The 19,102-nt window shown below is 71.4% G+C and carries 20 protein-coding genes; 7 read left to right on the top strand and 13 right to left on the bottom strand.

The window, feature by feature from the left end:
- Window positions 1–31 precede the first annotated feature (31 nt).
- Window positions 32–571: a hypothetical protein gene (locus ABTX81_RS28555; RefSeq protein ID WP_350551237.1), complete on the top strand. Its 540-nt coding sequence runs from the start codon at window positions 32–34 to the stop codon at window positions 569–571.
- Between the two features lie 33 nt (window positions 572–604).
- Here ABTX81_RS28555 and ABTX81_RS28550 read toward each other — a convergent pair whose 3' ends face one another.
- The 4 genes from ABTX81_RS28550 to ABTX81_RS28535 all read right to left on the bottom strand — a co-directional run bounded on the left by ABTX81_RS28550 (window position 605) and on the right by ABTX81_RS28535 (window position 5,078).
- Entirely contained in the window at window positions 605–1,393 is a 789-nt protein-coding gene (locus tag ABTX81_RS28550; RefSeq protein WP_350551235.1) for an SDR family oxidoreductase, read from the bottom strand.
- 85 nt (window positions 1,394–1,478) lie between these two features.
- A complete protein-coding gene (locus ABTX81_RS28545; protein WP_350551232.1) occupies window positions 1,479–2,054 on the bottom strand; it encodes a TetR/AcrR family transcriptional regulator in 576 nt (191 codons plus the stop codon).
- A 156-nt stretch (window positions 2,055–2,210) separates the two neighbouring features.
- Window positions 2,211–3,500 carry an alpha/beta fold hydrolase gene (locus ABTX81_RS28540; protein ID WP_350551231.1) on the bottom strand — a complete coding sequence of 430 codons (1,290 nt, stop codon included), beginning with the start codon at window positions 3,498–3,500 and terminating at the stop codon, window positions 2,211–2,213.
- Window positions 3,501–3,542: 42 nt separating this feature from the next.
- The gene (locus ABTX81_RS28535; protein ID WP_350551228.1) at window positions 3,543–5,078 is read right to left on the bottom strand and encodes a S8 family peptidase; all 1,536 of its coding nucleotides are present in this window, start codon (window positions 5,076–5,078) and stop codon (window positions 3,543–3,545) included.
- Window positions 5,079–5,306: 228 nt separating this feature from the next.
- Between ABTX81_RS28535 and ABTX81_RS28530 the strand changes: the two genes are divergently transcribed.
- The 4 genes from ABTX81_RS28530 (at window position 5,307) to ABTX81_RS28515 (ending at window position 8,452) form a co-directional block, all read left to right on the top strand.
- Window positions 5,307–5,786, top strand: a complete 480-nt coding sequence (locus tag ABTX81_RS28530) for an RrF2 family transcriptional regulator (RefSeq protein WP_502892877.1) — start codon at window positions 5,307–5,309, stop codon at window positions 5,784–5,786.
- 59 nt (window positions 5,787–5,845) lie between these two features.
- The gene (locus ABTX81_RS28525) at window positions 5,846–7,000 is read left to right on the top strand and encodes an MFS transporter (protein ID WP_350551222.1); all 1,155 of its coding nucleotides are present in this window, start codon (window positions 5,846–5,848) and stop codon (window positions 6,998–7,000) included.
- Entirely contained in the window at window positions 6,997–7,641 is a 645-nt protein-coding gene (locus ABTX81_RS28520; protein ID WP_350551218.1) for an HD domain-containing protein, read from the top strand. The genes ABTX81_RS28525 and ABTX81_RS28520 overlap by 4 nt, the downstream gene beginning before the upstream one ends.
- 355 nt (window positions 7,642–7,996) lie before the next feature.
- Window positions 7,997–8,452 (top strand): carboxymuconolactone decarboxylase family protein, encoded by a 456-nt coding sequence (locus tag ABTX81_RS28515; protein WP_350551215.1) that lies wholly within the window; start codon window positions 7,997–7,999, stop codon window positions 8,450–8,452.
- Window positions 8,453–8,537: 85 nt separating this feature from the next.
- Here ABTX81_RS28515 and ABTX81_RS28510 read toward each other — a convergent pair whose 3' ends face one another.
- The 7 genes from ABTX81_RS28510 to ABTX81_RS28480 all read right to left on the bottom strand — a co-directional run bounded on the left by ABTX81_RS28510 (window position 8,538) and on the right by ABTX81_RS28480 (window position 13,736).
- Window positions 8,538–9,002, bottom strand: coding sequence for a GNAT family N-acetyltransferase (locus tag ABTX81_RS28510; RefSeq protein ID WP_350551212.1), 465 nt, complete (start codon window positions 9,000–9,002; stop codon window positions 8,538–8,540).
- Between the two features lie 16 nt (window positions 9,003–9,018).
- Window positions 9,019–10,350, bottom strand: coding sequence for a hypothetical protein (locus ABTX81_RS28505; protein WP_350551209.1), 1,332 nt, complete (start codon window positions 10,348–10,350; stop codon window positions 9,019–9,021).
- A 174-nt stretch (window positions 10,351–10,524) separates the two neighbouring features.
- The gene (locus ABTX81_RS28500) at window positions 10,525–11,094 is read right to left on the bottom strand and encodes a hypothetical protein (protein WP_350551206.1); all 570 of its coding nucleotides are present in this window, start codon (window positions 11,092–11,094) and stop codon (window positions 10,525–10,527) included.
- A gap of 8 nt (window positions 11,095–11,102) precedes the next feature.
- Window positions 11,103–11,423: a hypothetical protein gene (locus ABTX81_RS28495; protein ID WP_350551203.1), complete on the bottom strand. Its 321-nt coding sequence runs from the start codon at window positions 11,421–11,423 to the stop codon at window positions 11,103–11,105.
- Window positions 11,424–11,484: 61 nt separating this feature from the next.
- Entirely contained in the window at window positions 11,485–12,792 is a 1,308-nt protein-coding gene (locus tag ABTX81_RS28490) for a serine hydrolase domain-containing protein (RefSeq protein ID WP_350551201.1), read from the bottom strand.
- Window positions 12,793–12,954: 162 nt separating this feature from the next.
- A complete protein-coding gene (locus ABTX81_RS28485) occupies window positions 12,955–13,362 on the bottom strand; it encodes an SRPBCC family protein (RefSeq protein WP_350551199.1) in 408 nt (135 codons plus the stop codon).
- Window positions 13,359–13,736 carry an ArsR/SmtB family transcription factor gene (locus tag ABTX81_RS28480; RefSeq protein WP_350551196.1) on the bottom strand — a complete coding sequence of 126 codons (378 nt, stop codon included), beginning with the start codon at window positions 13,734–13,736 and terminating at the stop codon, window positions 13,359–13,361. The genes ABTX81_RS28485 and ABTX81_RS28480 overlap by 4 nt, the downstream gene beginning before the upstream one ends.
- Window positions 13,737–14,013: 277 nt before the next feature.
- Between ABTX81_RS28480 and ABTX81_RS28475 the strand changes: the two genes are divergently transcribed.
- Window positions 14,014–16,557, top strand: coding sequence for a collagenase (locus tag ABTX81_RS28475; RefSeq protein WP_350551193.1), 2,544 nt, complete (start codon window positions 14,014–14,016; stop codon window positions 16,555–16,557).
- A 92-nt stretch (window positions 16,558–16,649) separates the two neighbouring features.
- On the opposite strand, the gene ABTX81_RS28470 is transcribed toward ABTX81_RS28475, so the two are convergent.
- A complete protein-coding gene (locus ABTX81_RS28470; RefSeq protein ID WP_350551190.1) occupies window positions 16,650–16,988 on the bottom strand; it encodes an ArsR/SmtB family transcription factor in 339 nt (112 codons plus the stop codon).
- Window positions 16,989–17,038: 50 nt separating this feature from the next.
- Between ABTX81_RS28470 and ABTX81_RS28465 the strand changes: the two genes are divergently transcribed.
- Window positions 17,039–17,257 carry a GNAT family N-acetyltransferase gene (locus ABTX81_RS28465; RefSeq protein WP_350551188.1) on the top strand — a complete coding sequence of 73 codons (219 nt, stop codon included), beginning with the start codon at window positions 17,039–17,041 and terminating at the stop codon, window positions 17,255–17,257.
- A gap of 55 nt (window positions 17,258–17,312) precedes the next feature.
- Here ABTX81_RS28465 and ABTX81_RS28460 read toward each other — a convergent pair whose 3' ends face one another.
- Window positions 17,313–18,842, bottom strand: a complete 1,530-nt coding sequence (locus ABTX81_RS28460) for an FAD-binding protein (RefSeq protein ID WP_350551185.1) — start codon at window positions 18,840–18,842, stop codon at window positions 17,313–17,315.
- Between the last annotated feature and the right edge of the window lie 260 nt (window positions 18,843–19,102).

Raw genomic sequence — 19,102 nt, 5'->3', positions numbered from 1 at the left:
TACCCAGTGCGGCCGGTTGAGGAGGACTCCTGTGTCGTCGCCCTGTGACCCCGCCTACGCCCGTGCCGGCGATGTGGCCACCGCCGTGCTGGTGATGGACTCCCGGCTGAAGGCCATCTACGACGGCAAGTCCGGCACAGATCCCGAACAGCAGCGGCTGGCCGAGGAGTTCGCCGCCTCGATGGGCCCGGCGGAGGCGGACGCCCTGCTGGACGGCGTCTGCACGCTGATCTACATGTACATGGACTGGATGCGGACGGTGTGCGAGCGGCACGACAAGGACGTCATCGAACACGTGGTGCCCACCCTGGTGTCCACGATGCGCATGATGCCCAACACCTTCCGCCGCGAGGTCGTCCCCACCATGGCCGGTCTCCTCATCGCCGCCGGCACCGGGCTGAGCCCCAACCTCTGGCGGGCCCAGTACGGCGACTGGACCCGCGCCGAGATGAACCCCCTGGAAGCCACCGCCGTCATCCTCGCCGAGCACATCAACCGCATGGTCGGCGACGACCAGGAGTTCGCCACCCGCCTGATCACCGACGCCCTGGCCGTCACCGACGACAACTGACCGCCGAACCCGCCGAACCCGCCGAACCCGCCGTCAGGCGGCCTTGAGGGTCCCGCCGTCGATGACGTGGTCCGCGCCGTGGATGTTGGCGGCGCGCTCGGACAGCAGGAAGGCGACCAGGTCCGCCACCTCCCCGGGTTCGGTGAGCCGCCCCGAGGCGATGGCGAACCGCCCGGGGAGGTCCGCCAGCAGCTCGGCGTGGCTCACCCCGCTCGCGGCGGCCACGGTGCCGGCGAGGCGGTCCGGGTCGGTCCACTGCGGAGTGGCGGTGGGGCCGGGGGAGACGGTGTTCACCCGGACCCCGCGCGGCGCCAGCTCCTCGCTGAGCCGCTTGCCGAACTGGGTCAGCGCGGCCTTGGCCTCCGCGTAGCCGACCGGCGAACCGGTGGGCGTACGGGCGTTGATCGAGGAGATGTTCACGATCGCGCCCCGGCGCTCCAGGATGCTCGGCAGCGCCGCCCTGGTGGTCCACACCGCGCTGAACAGGTTGAGGTCGAAGACGCCCTGCCACTGCTCGTCGCCGACGTCCAGGAACCCGTCGAGGGACAGCTGTTCCGGGTCGCCCGCCCCGACGTTGTTGACGAGGAAGTCGATCCCGCCGACGGCGGCGAGCGCCTCGTCGACGACCGACCGCGCGCCCTCACGCGTGCTCAGGTCGACGGCCACGGCCGCGCTGGTGGCCTGTTCCAGCTCGGCGGTGATCGTCCGGGCGGCCCCCACCACCCTGACGCCCTCCGCGGTCAGGGTCCGCGCGATCGCGAGGCCGATGCCGCGGCTCGCTCCGGTGACCAGTGCGGTCCTTCCGCTGATGCCGAGGTCCATGGTCTCTCCCTCTCGGTCGGTGATTCTTGAACTGTGGGTCAAAAATTAGGGCGCAGAAAACCGGCACCGCCCTGGATGCCGTCTCTCAGAGGCCCGCCACGGCGGTGTCGATGATCCGGTGCAGGACCGGCCGGTCGAAGGTCCTCGCCATGACCCGCAGCCCCGCAAGGGTGGTCTGGAGGAGCAGCGCCTGTGCCTTGGCGTCGATGCCTCGGTCGACGTCGCCGTCCCGCTGCCCCTGCTCGATGCGGGCCGCGAACAGCTCGATCATGCGCTCCTCGATGCGGTGCACCGCGCGGGTGGCCTCCTCGTCGCGTCCGCCGAGCTCCTCGACCGTGTTCTGGGCCAGGCACCCGCGCCGGACGGGCCCGTCGAGGTCGGCGTCCACGAGCCGCGCGAAGTGCGCGCGGATCCGCTCCCTGGCCGTGCCCGGCCGGGAGAGGAACTCCTCGGTCGCCGCCGTGCCCGTCCGCCCGTAGAGCTCCAGCGCCTTGGCGAACAGTTCACGCTTGGAGCCGAAGGAGTGGTAGAGGCTCCCCTTGGCCACCCCGGTCGCCTCGGCCAGATCGGCCGGCGAGGTGCCGGCGTAGCCCTTGGTCCAGAACGTCTCCATCGCCCGCGCGACGACCACGTCCGGTTCAAAGCTCTTCGGCCTGCCCATGGCGTCACCGTAGTGAGTACTTGACCTCTGGGTCAACTACTGGGACCGGGGGTCGGCTGACGACCGGGGCGGGGCGGCCGAGTGCCCCACCCGCCCGATCACCGACACCCTGGCCGTCGCCGACGACACCTGACCGCCGTTCGGCCGGTGCGGGATTCAGTGGTGCCCACCGTGGGGCGGACCGAACGCGGCAGCCGCTATCGCGTCGGCCACTTCTGGACCGCTGACGTCGCTGTGGGACGTGATGTAGCCGTCGGAGCGGAGATTGTGGGCCATACGCGGCAGGAAGCGGTACGGGTGGCCGACGCTCCGCAATTCCCCGTCGTGACTCTCCGGGGTCCCCCGTGCGCCGTTGCTCCCGATGGCGCCGTACCTCCCTCCCGTTCCGAGGACACCACCGGCCGCCACCTGCTGGGCAAGAGTGGACGCGAGGAGATACGGCCACTTCACCGCGGAGTCGTTCCTGGTGTGGGTGACCAGCAGCGGTCCGATCAGGCGGTCGCCGGTCAGTACCGGACGAAACAGTCCGGACCTCTTCGAGCCGTCGTAGGTCTCGGCGAATCCGAAGTGGCTGAACGCTCCCTGCAGCAGGACCATGGAAGACACTTGCGGAGAACGTGCCTCGGTGACCGTCACCGAAATGACCCGGGCCCCCATGGAGTGGCCGACCAGATGGAGGCGACGGCCGTTCGGCGTTCCCAGTCTCCTCAGGACCTCGGCTGCACCGACGCGTCCGATGTGCGTTGTGCGCTCCCGCATGCGGTAGTACGTCGTGAGGTTCAGCAGGTGAAGCGCGCCCTCGGCGAACGGACGCCGGAGGCCGGCCACGCCCATCGCCGCCCCTTCTCCGGTCGACGGACCGCTTCGCCCGGGCCACGGCCCGGGGACTCCTGACGGGTCGTTCGCCGCGCCTCCGCCCCTGGGCGTTCCCCTCAGCCGGTTCGGCCTGAACGCGGCTGCCCGCTGGAACAGTTCGTCCTGGTCGCGGCCGAAGGACGCTTCGAAGAGGCAGGAGTCGTCATCGTCGTCCCCGGGCACAAGTCCGCGCAGGGCATCGACGAACGCGACTCTGGCTTCTGCCTCCTCCAGTTTCCCGGCCTGTTCGAGGAGGTCCGTCCGGACGTCCTCGTCGTCGACATCTTCCTTGATGTGCTCCCGCAGTTCTCGGGCGGCGGCCTCCGTCGAGGCTCCGCCCCCGGCCAAATCGGCTTCGGACACCCACTGCGTGGAAGGCCACAACAGGTTGACCACCACGAGGCCGCGCGTGCGCTCTGCGGCCACCGCCTTGATGTTCGCGGTGAGTTCCCTGGTCCTGGTCCTCGCCTGCGTCTTGTCGCTCAGCCAGCCGTGTACGACCACGAGCACGTCGGGCGCGCCCTTGGCGAGAGCTACGGCGGCCTCCAACTGATGCCGGTCATGGACCTCCCCGTTCTTCCGGAGCTCCACCTCCGTGGTGGGAAATGCCCAGCACATGATGCCTCCACCCCGTCATACCGACTGGATGGCGCTCATGGCGTCCACCAGTCCGCGGCCCTGGAAATCGCGTGCCCGGCCCAGATCGACCGCAGATTCGAGAAGTATGCGTTTGACTTCTTCCGGCCTTCCGATGAACTCCCGGTGCGTCGACAGGAAGGCGGCGGCGATTCCGGAAACATGGGGCGCGGCCATGGAGGTTCCGGAGTCCTCCGCATAGAGGACGTGATCCCCGCCGGCTGCTTCCCGGATCCTTCCGGAAGCGGCACTCACGACACGCTCTCCCGGCGCGACGAGGTCCGGCTTCAGGCGACCGTCACCGGTCGGTCCCTTGGACGAGAAGTAGGAAACACCGGTGCGATACGGGTTGGTGGATGTCGAGCCGACGGTGATGGCGCCTGCGGCGTTCCCGGGATCATTGATGGTCTGCGCGAAACCGGCCTCGAACAGTTCGTCGCGCCTGAAGCTCTGGGCGAAACCGAACCCCGTGTTACCGGCCGCGGCCACCACGACCAGGCCCAGTCGGACGAGTTCGTCGACCTCGCGGCATGCCGGTGTCTGCCCGGTTCCGTACCACTGCGGGTTGACCGGGAATCCCACCGAGACGTTCACGCCGTGGACCGGTAGGTCGGGGCCGCCCTTCGAGACGATTTGACGCAGGTGGTGCAGAGCTTTCGTCAGGGCGATCAGGTCGCCCGACTGGTTGCTGTCGAGAATCTTCAGGGAAACGAGCGAGCATTCCGGAGCCATTCCGCTGATCGAGTCGATATTTTCCTGCCAGGCGTCCAGTCGGAATCCATCCGGGCTCTCGGCACCGGTCACGCGAGAGCGGGAGGCGACGACACTGGAATTCTCTCCGGCAATGATCCCGGCGACGTGGGTACCGTGCCCGGCCTCGTCGGTGAGGGGACTGTCTCCGGGGCCGAAATAGCTCCAGTGCGACGTGTCGGAGATGTTCGCGTTCGCGTGCAGGTCGAAATGGGGATGCCGGGCGTCGATTCCCGAGTCGACCACCGCCCAGGTGATTCCTGCTCCACGGGCCCCGAAAGTCCGCTGCGCTGCCGCACTTTTCGTCGTGATCGCAGTTCTGTGGATCAATGCGTGCACTTCGAAATTCGGCCAGATGCCCTTGACCGGACCGCAGGGGTCCTGTCCCGTCGAAGTGTGCGGGCAATCTGATTTGTGGATTTGATCCAGGTCCACCCTGGCAAACTCATTGATATCCTTCTTGGTGAGAGCCGCGGCCAGGTAGGGGCCGAACTGCTGAACCGCACTGGCAGAGTTTTGTCCTACAAAATGCATGGCGAGTTCGAGGGCCTGATCCAGGCCCTTCGAATAGTTGCGATTGAGTTCGAAAAGCACGCCGATCGGCTCGGATTCGGCCTGCCTCATGCGCTCCTGGAGGGGTCGGGTAATCACCGAGCCTACTGCCAGCCACGGGGAGGACGGGACCGCTCCCATGCGCTTCGGCCGTAATGCTGCGTGCTCGGTCCAGTACGCTGTGGTGAACTCGCGCGGAATTTCGCTGCCATCGTCGAACGAGTCAGTCATGATGAGATCTCTAGCTGGAAGTATTCCGCCGGCTACGGCCTGTTCGGGCGTGGAGATCAAGGTGCGGCACGCCATGTTGCGCCAGGCGCCGGCCGCTTTACGGCGATTCTACCGCTGATTATTGAAAATCAGGAGGTCGCGTCTCTCGTCGACGTGGACGAAGCTCGCACGACCGCCGTCCCCGGGGCCGGCGCGGGGCCTGCTATCGAGACATGTAGTATCCCGATTGTGCTGATGGGTGAAGGCGTGGAGTGGGGGCTGCACTGCTGCCTGGCGTTGGCGTGGCTCGAGGAGCGGGCGCCGATTCCGGCCGGGCGGTTGGCGGAGATCTTCGAGCTGCCTCCGGTGTACCTGAAGAAGCGGCTGCAGCCGCTGGTCCGGGCCGGGGTGCTCGCCTCGGTGGCGGGTGCGCGGGGCGGGTACCGGCTGGGGCGAGCGCCCGAGCGGATCACGTTGATGGACGTCGTCGCGGCCGTCGAGGGGACCACCGAGGCGTTCCGCTGCACCGAGATCCGGCAGCGGGGTGCGGGCGTCGAGGCGCGGGCGGGGGAGTTCGCCAAGCCGTGCGGCGTCGCGGGGGCGATGCGGCGCGCCGAACTCGCCTGGCGGCGGGAGTTGGCGGCGCAGACGATCGCCGACCTGCTCGCCGCGAGCCCGGCCGGTGCTCCCGACCGGATCCGCCGGTACCACGAGCGCCTCGGGTCCTGACGGCGCACATGATCACGGCCCGGCCGGGCGGCCGGGCCTTTTCCGGGAGGGGAATCGGGATGTCTGATGTCTCGTTAAGGATGGTGCCGGTGCTGGCGCTGGGCACCTTCGCCGTCGGCACCGACGCCTTCGTGGTGGCCGGCTTCCTGCCCGAACTCGCCGCCGACCTCGGCGTCTCCACCGCCACCGCGGGGCAGGCCGTCACCGTCTTCGCCGCCGCGTACGCGCTGCTCTCGCCCGTGCTGGCCACCCTGACCGCCCGGCTGCCGCGCCGCCGCCTGCTGGTCGGCGCGCTGCTCGGCCTCGGCGCGGCCAACCTCGCCTCCGCGCTCGCGCCGGACTTCGCCGTCCTGCTGGCCACCCGGGTGGCCGCCGCGGCCGCCGCGGCGGCGTTCACCCCCAACGCGGGCGCCGTCGCCGCCTTCCTGGTCCGCCCCGAGCAGCGGGCCCGGGCGTTGGCGGTGGTGGTGGGCGGGCTGACCGTGGCCACCGCCCTGGGCGTGCCGCTGGGCGGCCTGGCCGGCCAGTGGACGGGGTGGCGCTGGGCGCTCGGCGCGGTGGCGGGGCTCGCGGTGCTGGTCGCGGCGGCGGTCGCGGTCCGGCTGCCGCACCTGCCGGGCAGCCCGCCGGTGGCGCTGCGCGAACGCCTCGCCGTGCTGCGCCACCCGGCGGTGCGGGCGATCCTGCCGCTGACCGTCCTCGGCATGGCGGCGGCATACACGGTGTACGCGTACAGCGTGCCCGCCCTGGCGACGGTCGGCCTGACGGCCGGGGGCACGGTGTGGGCGCTGGCCCTGTACGGCGTCGGCGCGGTGATCGGCAACCTCGCGGCCGGCCTGGCGACGGACCGCGTGGGCGGCGTGCGGGTGCTGGCGGTCGGCTATGCGGTGATGGCGGGAGGCCTCGCCGGCCTGGGCGCGTTGGCCGCGACCGGCGTGCGGGGACCGGTGCTGGTCGGACTGCTCACGATGGCCTGGGGAGCGGGAAGTTGGTGCCAGACGCCCCCGCAGCAGCACCGGCTCATCGCGGCGGCGCCGGGGGAGGCGCCGCTGGTGGTCGCGCTGAACTCCTCGGCGATCTACGTGGGCATCGGCGCGGGTACGCTGATCGGCGGCCTGACGGCCCGGCCGGGGTTCGCGACCGCCGCTGCCCTGGCGCTCGTTGCCCTTGTCCATCTGCTGCTCACAGCGGGAGAACGGAGCACCACCCCATGACCGACGACCCGTTTGCTCTCCCCGCCACCGATCTCGCGCGGCGGACGCTGAGCTATGCGCAGGGACTGCTGCCGGCCGCGCTGTTCCACCACAGCGTGCGGACGTACCTCTACGGACGCCTCCTCGGCGAGCGGCGCGGCCTGCGCCCGGACCAGGACTACGACGACGAACTGCTGTTCCTGGGCTGCGTCCTGCACGACTGCGGGCTGAGCACGGAGGGCAACGGCGACCAGCGGTTCGAACTGGACGGCGCCGACCTGGCCGTGCGCTTCCTGACGGGGGAGGGCGTGGCGGCGGACCGCACGGAGGTGGTGTGGGACGCGATCGCCCTCCACATGGACCGCGAGATCGCCGAGCGCAAACGCCCGGAGATCGCCCTCGTCGCCCTGGGCGCGGGCTTCGACCTCGGCGGCGGTCCGCAGAAGCTCCCGCCCGGCTACGCGGACCGCGTCCACCGGACGCTGCCGAGGTTGCAGGCGGCGGCGGTCCTGCACGACGCCATCGTCGGCCAGGCCCTCGAAAACCCCCGGAAGGCACCGCCGTTCACGATGCAGGGCGAACTCGTCCGGCAGGCGACCGGTGGGACCTGGCCGACCTGGGAACAGCTCGCCCGCTCGGCGGGATGGAACGACTACGAGTGATGCGTTCCCGGGTCTGCCCAGCCGATCGTCTACTTCTCGGCTGCCGTGCCCCAACTCGACAGCGTCCAGCTCGACACGGAGCACGGATCCGAGTTCCTCGACTCCTGCGCGCACCTGGTGAAGTATCGAATGTGCTGGACCGGCTGGAATCCAGCGCGCTCAGTCCGGCGAAGTCGCGTGCGCTCATCGGTCGAGCCCGGCACCATTCTCTCCACCACTCCGGCGGGGCTCCGGGCCCTCCTGCTCGCCCTCAAGGCCGGGGAGTTCGATCACCTCGCGCTGTAGTTGTCACACTTCCCCGCCGGGTTCCGTCAGTGAAGTGACCGAACAGGAACCCGAACGGAAGAGGTCCCCCATGAACGACGCGCGTATGGCCAACCCGGCGGTCGTGATCCCCGAGGCGATGCCGGCGATCCTCGGTGTCGTCAAGGCCGCCAAGAAGGGCGGCGTGCCGGAGAGTGTCCTCGAACTCGTGCACCTGCGGGCCAGCCAGATCAACGGGTGCAGCTACTGCGTGGTCGCCGGCATCACCAGTGCCAAGAGGAGCGGCGAGAGCGACGAGCGGCTGCACGCGGTGGCGGCGTGGCGGGAGGCGCCGTTCTTCACCGACGCCGAGCGGGCCGCGCTCGAACTCTCCGAGCACGTGACCCGGCTCGCGGACCGGGCCGTCGTCCCGGACGACGTCTGGAACGCGGCCGCCGCCCACTTCGACGAGAAGCAGCTCGCCTCCCTGGTCCTCTGGATCAGCCTCACCAACTTCTTCAACCGCGTCAACGCCACCACCCGCCAGCCCGCCGGGGCCGCCTGGTAGCCGCGCAGCCCGCGCCCGCGACGTCGGGCCCCAAGGCCTGCCGCTGCTTTGGGGCCCGGGGTCCGGGCCGCCGTCATGTCGCGGGTCACGGGTGCGCCGTTCTGGTCGGTGTCCGGCAGAGGTAGAACAGTTCGGGGTCACCCTCGTCGAGTCCATGGAGAAGGCCGACCGGTCTCCACCCGGCTTGTCGCAGGAGCCGCTGCATCGGCTGGTTGGAGACGTTGGTCGAGGTGAACAACTTCTCGGTTCTGCAGGCGGCCGCGGCGACGTCCAGCAACCGCCGGCCGACGCCTCGGCCACGAGCGGGCGGTGCGACCATCAGCATCGTGACGAAGCCCTGGTCGAAGAACGTGTATTCCGTTACGCAGTAGCCGAGCAGGCCGGACGTATCCTCCGCTACGACCGCCCGACCCTTCCGGCACCACCTCCGGATACTCGCCACGCGCTCCTCGTCACCTTCAACCGCGACCGAGTCGATGCCGGCCAGCGCGTCCGCCTCCGGCTCCAGGGCGCGACGCACGACAAGCTCGCCGAAGTCCAATGCATCCATGGGGCCATGGTGTCAGCTACCAGAGGACGTGCACGATTCCGCCCAGCAGGTGGTGGAGGACCGACCGCAGGGGGAGGACGAGGGGTCCCGCGAGCACGGCGATGGTCAGGGCGAGCGGCAGCCGGGGGGTCTGCCGGCGGTGGGGGAGGACGCCGAGGAGGAGTACCAGGGAGGCGATCAGCAGGGGCGGCCCCAGTGCCACCGCCCAGGCCGGCAGCGGGCCGAGGGTCACCGGGGAGCTCAAGGCGCCGGACAGGCCCAGCCAGCCGACCGAGAGCAGCAGACTGAGGTCGATCAGCCGGGGCACCGCCGGGGAGACCCGGACCCGGCCGTCGAGGTTGCGCCGGAACGAGAACACCATCATCAGCACCATGACGGACAGGACGGCCAGCTCGACGCGCAGCACGCCCGGGAGGTCGGGCGGGGGGAAGTGTCCGGTGCTGAAGATCCAGGTGACGACTGCGGCGGGCACACCGAACAGCGCGGCCCAGAGCAGGCACATCCGCAGGACCAGGGCCGGAGCGGGGCGCCAGATGTTCGCCGCCACCGGCGCGGACCGGTGCTGCGGCAGAGCGAGCAGTGCGTCGATCAACTCGTCCTCGGGCCGGGGCTCCTGGCCCTGCCGCGGCCCCTCGCCGCGCCTCCGGAAGCTGTGCTCCAGGGCCTCGCGGCGCCGCCGCAGGACGTGCGGCCGCAGCCCGTGTCCGCGGCTGACGGCGCTGAGGTAGCCGAAGACGAGGAGGACGGCGCCGACCGCTCCCACGGCGGGCAGCCGGCCGGCGGGCCCCTCGCCGCTGGGCGGCGCCATCCAGGCGGCGGTGAACACCACGACGAAGACCGCGATCAGGGCCATGCCGCGCACGGCGTCGAACGGGGCGGCCAGATCCGGGCGGCCGACCCCGGCGGACGCGCCCACCACCAGCCAGAGCACCGAGAGCAGCAACCGCTGGGTCGCGACGGCCATCGGCAGCAGGTCCGGCAGTTGCCCGGAGAGGATGTCCCCGACGGCGGCGCCGAACGAACGGGACTGCCCTCCCGCCCCGAACGCGTAGGCCAGCAGGAGCAGCAGCAACTGCGCCACGCCGAGCAGGCGGCCGGTGTCGTCCCAGAAGTCCCGGGAGATGACGGCGCGCGCGATGGGCCCGGCCTGGACGCCCAGGACGATGAGCGCCAGCAGGACCGGCATGGCGATCACACCGAAGGCGGTGTCCGGGTCCATGGTGGTCAGATGGGCGGGGATGCCGAGCGCGTCGGCGACGTGCTGCCCGCCCCGGATCACCGTCCCCATCCACGCGGGTCGTGCTTCGTCCGGCACCGTGGCGGCGCCGATGACCGTCACCGATCTCATCCGTCCCCCTACGTCCCGGCCCGGACGGGTCCGTGACGTCCGGGCGACAGCCCAAGAATGCTGCTACGAGCTGTAGTTGGGAACGGCGATCGGGTTCCGTTCACCGAGCGGGGACCGTCCTGTGACAGTGCGGCCGCCCCGGTGCGGGTGGCGCGGCGTAGTGTGAGCCGCGCCCTAGGGAGATCGCACGCCGGACACGTCGCCGCCGTCGCGCGTGTCACCGCGGCCCTGGATGGCGGCGAGCCGGGCGGACCACTCGCGTTCGGCGACGGCGAGAGCGCGCTCCAGGGTGTCGACGAGCGCCGTCCGGCTCACCGGCGCCACCACCGGCTCGGTGTCCCGGACGGGACCGCCCGCGTCGCGTACCCGGCAGACGAGGTGCAAGCGGTCCCCGTCCGGGAACGCGAGCGCGGTCACCTGGTCGGTGCACTCGCCCCACTCCAGGAACTCGTACCGGGCGAGCGCCTCCCCGGCAGCAGGGTCGGTCCCGGTGTCCTCCTCGTACATCCAGCTCTCGGCGAGGCGAAAGGATTCGGCGGGCGAGGTGAACTCCACCGGCCGCGCGGTCGGCGTACGGAACCGAGCGAGCTCGTCCTTGAGCTTCTTGACCAGCAACGGCGGGTAGAACGCGTTGTCCCAGGTGTTCACCCGGAGCCCGCCCACGAAGACGTCGACGCACAGCAGATCCGGGTCCCGTTCGACGTGGAACTCCAAACCGAACCCGGCCCGCGACCCGAACAACATGCCACCCCTCATCCGGCCGCGGTGCCCGGTGCCAGGCGCAGGCCGGCCAGGACGAGGAAGCCGGCGAGGTCGATCCGACCGCCGCCGGTTCCGTCGTTCCAGTGGGTCAGGAGCCTCGACTCCGCGCCGTCCCAGGTGTCGACGTCCTCGCTCGGATGCTGTTCGACGGTTCCCTCGCCGGACCGGTGGCGCAGGTACGGGTACTGGCCGCTGGTCGTCCAGGTGTCCCACTGCGACGGATTGCCTGCGCAGGTCCGCACCGCCCGGGCGAGGATCACGTCCTCGTGCGGGTGGAGGGCGACAGCGCCGAGCGGCTGCGGTTCCGGCATCTGCCGATGCTCGCACGGAATCGCCCTCAGGACATCCGAATTCCCGGCCGGCCGGCCGGGGTCAGTGGGTGGTCCCGACGGCGAGGTCGGGGCCGGTGAGGGGGAGGGGCGGAGGGGTCGGTGCCGCGAAGGTGTTGGTGCCCGTCGGCAGCGGGTCGCACAGGGTCTTGGTGATCAGTGAGCCGATCGCCTGGCCGCTCGCCGAGGTGTCCCTGCCGATGAACGGGTTGTAGGACAGGGCGAACTGCCGGCGTCCGTCGCGGCTGCCGAGCAGCAGGGTGCCCCAGCCGGCGAGGCTGCCGTCGTGGCCCCAGGCCGGCTCGCAGCCCTGGCCGAGGTCGAGCCGGAGCACGCCGAGCCCGTACTGGCCGCCGCCCGGTGTGGTCGGCACCGTGTCCGTGAGCGCGGCCATCTCGGCCGGGCGCAGCAGCTTGCCGCCGAACAGGGCGGCGTGGAAGCGGTCGAGGTCGGAGGTGGTGGAGATGCCGTTGCCGGCGGCGTCCACGAGGCTGGGGTCGAGCCGGGTGACGTCGGCGGGGCCCGCCGGCATGTCGAGGTACACGTGGGCGTGCGGGCCGCCGAGGCCGGTCTCCGAGCCCGGGAACACCGTGTCCTCCAGGTGCAGGGGCCGGACGATCCGGCGCTCGACCTCGCGCTGCCAGGTCCGGCCGGTGACCTTCTGGATGATCATCCCGGCGAGCACGTAGTTGGTGTTGGAGTAGTGCCAGCCCTGCCCGGGGGCGAAGTACGGCGGGTGCTCGGCGGAGACCGCGACCAACTGCTGCGGGCGGTAGTCCCGGTACCGCCACGTCCCGTACGCGTAGTCCTGGAGGTCGGCCTCGTCCGTGATCAGGAACCGCTCGTCCTCGGTGTGGTTGAACAGGCCGCTGGTGTGGTTCAGCAGCTGCCGGACGGTGATCGCCGCGCCGTTCGGGACGACCCCCGGCAGGTACTGCTCGACGGGGTCGTCCAGCCGTACCCGCCCCTCGCCGACCAGCTGCAGGAGGGTCGTCGAGACGAAGGTCTTGGTGACGCTGCCGATCCGGAACCGGCCGTCCGGCCTGGCCGGCTGCCCGGTGGCCAGGTCGGCGGTCCCGGCGGCGCCCCGCCAGGGGGAGCGGCCGGCGATGCGGATCTCCGCGAGTGCGGCGGTCATCCCGCCGTGCTCCACGAGGTCCCGCAGCTCCTGCCGGCCGTCGACGCGGGGGCGGCGGTCGGCCGCGGACCCGGTCCCGAGGGCCGAGGTGTCCGCGGCCACCGCCGCCGTCGGGGCGAGCGCGACGACGGTGGCCCCGGCCAGGGCGACGGCGGCGAGCCGCGTGCCCAGCCGGCCGCGCCGGTGCGGTGTCCGAGCCTGAACGATGGTCATGGTGCCCGCCCCTTCCGGCCCGGCGGCCCGGGCCGTCGGCACCACGATCGCAGCCGCCGCACGCCCCGCGCCTCCTCCTTCGGGGGTCATCGCCGGGCGCCGGCGGCGGAGACGGCGGCAGGTCGAATCATCGCGGAGGGGCTTGACCCGGGCCCGGCGCGGTCATTCTCCGGACAGTACGGCGTCGAGGCGCGCCAGGACGTGCGGCCAGCCCTCGCCCATGCCGTCGTAGGCCTGCCGGCCGAGGGGGGAGTCGAGGTCGAAGCCGGCGTGCTCCAGGAAGAGGCGGGTGCCGGTGCCCTCGGGTGCGAGGCGCCAGGTGATCACGGTGTCCAGCGAGCCTTCGGCGAAGCGGTAGCTCAGCAGGCGTCCCGGCTCCATGGCGGTGACCTCGCACGGCTGCTTGCCCCAGTTGCCCATGTCGAGGGTGAAGCGGTGGCCGACGACGGGCGCGATGTCGCCGGGCGCCCACCAGCGGGCGAGCGCGTCGGGGTCGGTGAGGGCGGTCCAGACCTCGGCGGGCGGGTGGGGCAGGAACCGTTCGCAGCGGATCACGGCGTTCTCGGTCATGGGCTCTTCTCCTTGTCGGGACGGTCCGGGCGGTCCGGGGGGTGCGGGTCGGCCGGCTGGTCCTGATGGTCCTGACGGTCCAGGTGGTCGGCCAGCGCCTTCAGTCGCTGGTTCCAGTAGTGCTCGAACGGGTGCAGCCACCGTCCGACCTCGGCGAGCGGGGCGGGTTCGAGGTGGTAGAAGCGGTGTCGCCCGCGCGCCTCCTCGCGGACCAGACCGGCGGCCTTCAGCACCGCCAGGTGCTCGGAGACCGCCGGTCTGCTCAGCTCGAACATCCCGGCCAGCTCGCCCGTGGGGCGGGGGCCGTCGCGCAGGGACTCCAGCAGTCTGCGGCGTACCGGGTTCGCCAGCACGCCGAACACGTCGGTCGGCATGCCACGACCGTACGTCGGAGATTTCCGACGCGTCAACTTTTTCCGACGCGTCTTGCCGGGGCCGGTCCGGGCCCGGTCCGGCCGGTCCGGGCCCGGACCATTCGCGCCGTCCGGGGCCCGCAATCGATATGCCTGTGACATGTCACAGGCTATTGATGTGCGGTCTGTCTTGTGAGACGGTGCGTCTCGCGCTTCGGATGCCTCCCCCGCCCCCACATCCGATCCCATTCGTTTCCACTTCCCCCACGAAGGAATGACGATGCGTCCGCTCTCACGCATGCCCAGGCTGCTGGCCGCAGTCGCCGCGGCAGGCACCGCCCTGCTCGGCATATCCGCCGGACCGAGCCAGGCCGCCACTCCCGCCCCCACTGCGGTGCCGGTCGCCGCGAGCCCGTACCAGGCGCCCGACGGTTCACGGGGGGTGACGGGCAGTCCGTTCACCGACCCCGAGAGCCCCGGGGTGCCGCAGTCCCGCCGGCTCCCGGCCGAGCAGCTGTCACCGATCGCCCCGCCGAGCGCGTCCGGGACGGCGCCGTCGGGGACCGGCGCGTCCCTGGCCGCACAGCGCTCTCCGGCGGCGGATTCGGCCGCCGCCGCGTCGTGCACCCCGGCCGACTTCGCCGGCCGGTCCGGGGCCGCCCTGGTCTCCTACGTCAAGGCCTCGACGCCCGAGTGCATCGGCTCGCTGTTCCTGATCGCCGGAAGCCCGTACGCCTCGGGCGTGTTCCGCCAGAGCCAGATGACCACGATGGCCGAGGCCTTCCAGAGCGCCGCCGCCTCCTACCCCGGCGACAACTCCGCCGGTACCTGGCAGGTCGTCCTGTACCTGCGCGCGGGCTACTACGTGCACGAGAAGGACCCCACCCGCGTCGGCACCTACGACTCCTCGCTCACCGACGCGGTGGCGCGCGGCATCGACACGTTCGTGGCCGGCCCGCACTTCGCGGACGCCACCGACGCGAACGCCCCGGTAGCGGCCGAGGTCCTCATCCTCACCGACAGCGCCGACCTGCAGCACCGTTACCTGAACACCTACCGGCAGGTGCTGGCCGGCTACAACAGCTCGTACAACACCTCCAAGAAGCTGCTCAACTTCGTCAACAGCGCCTTCGTCCCGTTGGACCGCGGCCACCAGAACAAGGCCTTCGGCGCCGCCGTCGCCGCGGACCCGGGCATCATCGACACCCTCGCCGCGTTCGCCCGCGACCACCGGGACCTGCTCGGCACGGACAGCTACTACCTGGAGTCCGGCGCCGGCATCGAACTGGCCCGTTTCGTCAAGTACCCGGCCCTCCAGGCCAAGGTCCGCCCGCTGGTCAAGGGCCTGCTCGACAGTTCGTCGATGACCGGCCCCACCTCCCCGCTGTGGGTCGGTGCCGCCTACACGGCCTCGTACTTCGACGAGGGCCAGTGCTCCTTCTACGGCGTCTGCGACCTGCCCCGCCGCCTGACCGAGGCGGTCCTGCCGACCACCCACGTCTGCGGCCCCACCCTCACCCTCCGGGCCCAGGACCTCACCGCGGCCGAACTCGCCGCCGTCTGCGCCGATCTCAAGGGCGAGGACGCGTTCTTCCACAACCTGGTCCGCGACAACGGCCCCGTCCCCGGCCAGTACCAGTCGTCCGTGCAACTCGTGGTCTTCGCGAGCCAGGCCGACTACCGGACGTACGCCGGCCCGATCTACGGCGCGAACACCAGCAACGGCGGCATCACCCTCACCGGCGACCCGAAGGACCCCGCCAACCTGCCCCTCTCGATCATGTACCGGCACCCGCAGGAGAACGGCTTCACCGCCCGGATCTGGAACCTCAACCACGAGTACGCCCACGCCCTGGACGCCCGCTACGACTTCAAGGGCGACTTCTACGACCAGATCAGCGTGCCCAACCTGTGGTGGCTGGAGGGCGTCGCCGAGTACGTCTCCTACACCTACCGCGGCATCACCGACAACGGCGCGGTGGCCCAGGCCCCCAAGCACACCTACGCGCTCAGCACCCTCTTCCAGAGCACCTACCTCAACAGCGACGTCGTCCGCACCTACCACTGGGGCTACCTCGCCACCCGCTACATGATCGAGCGGTACCCGAGCGTCATCCAGGCCATGCTCTATTACTTCCGCACCGGCAACTACGCGCAGGGCTACGCCTACTACAATTCCATCGGCACCCGCTACGACGCCGGCTTCACCAGTTGGCTCGACGCCTGCGCCACCGACCTCTGCCTGAGCGCGGGAACCCCGAAGGCTGCGTTCGACGCCACGGTCCGCGACCTCAACGTCCAGCTGACCGACCGTTCCACCGAGATCGACGGCAAGGGCAGCATCACCGCCCGGTCCTGGAACTTCGGCGACGGCACCACCTCCACGACGGCCTCCCCGTCCAAGTCGTACCGCGCCCCCGGCACCTACACGGTCACGCTGACCGTCACGGACAGCAACGGCAAGACCGCCACCGCGAGCAAGTCCGTCACCGTCACCGCGCCCGCCGCGCCCGCGGCCTGCACCAACTCCGACGCCCGGGCGATGGACTACAACTGCTACCGCACCGGCCGCTCCGCCGAGGCCGGCAGCCTCGACCAGCTCTACATCTACCTCCCGGCCGGCACCACCACCCTCACCGTCTCCACCTCCGGCGGCACCGGCACGGCCCACCTCTACTACAACGCCGACCGCTGGGCCACCAACACCTCCTACACGGCCGCCTCCACCAGCAGCGGCACCACCCAGACCCTGACCGTCACCAACACCACCGAGGGCTACCGCTTCATCAGCCTCTACGGCAAGACCGCCTTCAGCGGCGTCACCATCACCACCCGGTACTGACACGGGTGGAACGGGTCCGGAGCGGACGGTGGACACGCCGTTCGCCCCGGACCTGTTGGCCCCGGACCCGTTGGCCCCGGACCCGTTCGGCGTCACCCGCCGGCGGGGTCCTGCCGCTCGTCCTCGCGGGCGCCGGACAGGACGGCGTCGAGCAGGCCCGGGTAGCGGGCGTCGAGGTCCTCGCGGCGCAGCCGCAGCAGGTTCTCCCGGCCGGAGGGCTGCTGGTGGATGACGCCGCTGTCGCGCAGCACCCGCCAGTGGTGCGTCATCGTGGACTTGGCGGTGACGCCGATCGCGGTGAGCACGCTTCCGCAGTTGTGCGACCCGCCGCCGTCGAGGACGCGGACGGCGGAGAGGCGGACCGGGTTGCCGAGGGCGGTCAGGACGTGCTCGATCCGGATCTGCTCGCGGGCGGGGTGGCGGTAGCTCATTGCCCCACCGTAACGCGAGGGTTGGCGGGAGCGGTCCGCTGGACGGCGGGGTGGTGTTCCGGAGCGCCGACGTCTGCGTGCTCCCCGCCCAGCAGGGACGCGGCCCGGGCGGGCGGATCATGGCACGGTTGACCGGCGAGCTGGAGGAGCGCGATCCCGAGGGCGCCCATGTCCCGCTGATCGCCGACGGGGAGGCCCACCGGCTCCACGCCACGTACGGGTTCGTCGGGACGGCCCCGGACTCGGCCGGCATGCACCGGCCGGTGTGACGCCCGCCTGCCGCACCCCCGGGACCAGGGGGTACGGCAGGCGGGCGCCCGGGGGTCAGGAGTGGATGCCCTGGCCCGGGGTGAGGATCCCGGCCGGGTCGAAGCGGTGCTTGGCGGCCACCGCGCGCCCCCACTGGGCGCCGTAGTGGCGGCGCCACTCCTCGCGCGTCACGTCCGGGATCGCGCCGATCAGGTACCGCTTGCCGCCCATCGCCACCGCCAGGTCGTACAGCCGGCGGTTGCGGCGCAGCGCGGCGGCGTGGTCGGCGCCCGGGAACGGGAAGGAGAGCAGGTCGAAGTGGAAACCGACCGGCTCCTTCGGCATCACGGTCATCGGGCGGGTGATCACGTCGGTGCGGAACGGGTAGAAGAGCAGCAGGCCGGCGCCCAGGTCCTCCGGCGTCAGCAGCGCGGTGGCCTCGCGCATGAACGCCTCGGTGGTCGAGGCCGGCAGGAACAGGCTCATCCACGGCTTGGGCTGCGACCAGAGCCCGGCCGACTGCAGGTACCCGGCGAAGGCGTCCACCCGGAACGCGTACTCGCGCGCCGTCTGGTCCAGGAACGTCGTCTCGGCGGGCAGGCAGCGCAGGCCGCGTACCAGCGTCGCGCGGTCCGGGGCGGCAGTGCCGTCGTAGAGGACGACGCCCTCCACCTTGTACTTCCAGCCGGTGCCGGCGGCGTTGCGCGAGACGTCGCCGACGTGCAGGTCGAAGCGCCGTTCCAGCATCAGCTTCTTGTGGTCCGCGAGGTAGTCGGCCAGGTCGTCGTAGTACAGGCCGGCCACCAGCGCCCGCTCGCGGGCCCGCTCCAGGCGCACGGTGGCCCGGACGATGAGGCCGGCCTGCCCGCCGCCGCCGAGCACGGCCTCGAACAGCTCGCGGTTGGCGCTCGCCGAGGCGGTCACCAGCTCGCCGGTGCCGGTGACCACGTCCACCGACTCGACGGTGTCCACCTGGAAGCCGTGCCGCTGCACGCCGCCGCCGATGCCGCCGACGCTCAGCGTGCCGCCGACCGACAGGTGGAGGTAGTCGGTCAGGCTGGGCGGCATCCAGCCCTGGGCGAGCGCGGCGTCGGTCAGCTGCGCCCAGGTGACGCCCGCCTCGACGACGGCGCGGCCGTGGGCGATCCGGACGATCCGGTTCAGGCCGCGGGAGTCGATCGCCACGCCGCCGCGGACGGCGGCCTGGCCGTAGCTGGAGTGCGACTCCAGCTGGGCCGGGCCGCCGGTGCCGCTCTGGCCGTTCATCGCGACCGGGATGCGGTGGCGGCGGGCGAAGGCGACCAGGGTGGCGATGTCGCGCACCGAGCCCGGGTGCAGGACGGCGCGCGGCGCGGCCGTCACCAGGTGCCCGAAGTCCCCGCCGAACCGGGCCAGCGTCTCGGCGTCGGCCACCAGGCTCCCGTCCAGCCGGGGCAGCGCGGCGAGCGAGGCGTCGGCGCCGGCGTCACCGGTGGCTCCGGCGGTGGCGTCGCCCGTTCCGGCGGGAGCCTCCACGGCCCAGGAGCGGCCGACGGTGTTCCACCCGATGACGGTGGCCGCCGCGCCGACGATCACACTGCGGCGGGGCAGCGCTGAGTTGCTCATTACAGAAATCTCCGATCAATCGTCATATGAGCAGTGTTGTATCGCAGGCGGCACGTACACGCGCAATAGGCCCGACCTGAACACTTCGGTGACGGTCCGTCCGGGTCACCGCCGCCTCGGGGTGGTGAGCGGTCTACACCACTGGGGTGGCCGGGGACAAGATCCGGACAGCCCCGGGGCCCCGGTCCGAGGCGCTGACCAGCGCCGACGTCGGGCCGGCCGGGCGCCGTCGGGCGGGCGCGGTGGCCGGAAATCCGGTT

The organism is Kitasatospora sp. NPDC097605, assembly GCF_040302725.1.
Lineage (GTDB): Bacteria > Actinomycetota > Actinomycetes > Streptomycetales > Streptomycetaceae > Kitasatospora.
This window is presented reverse-complemented; position numbering and strand designations above follow the sequence as displayed.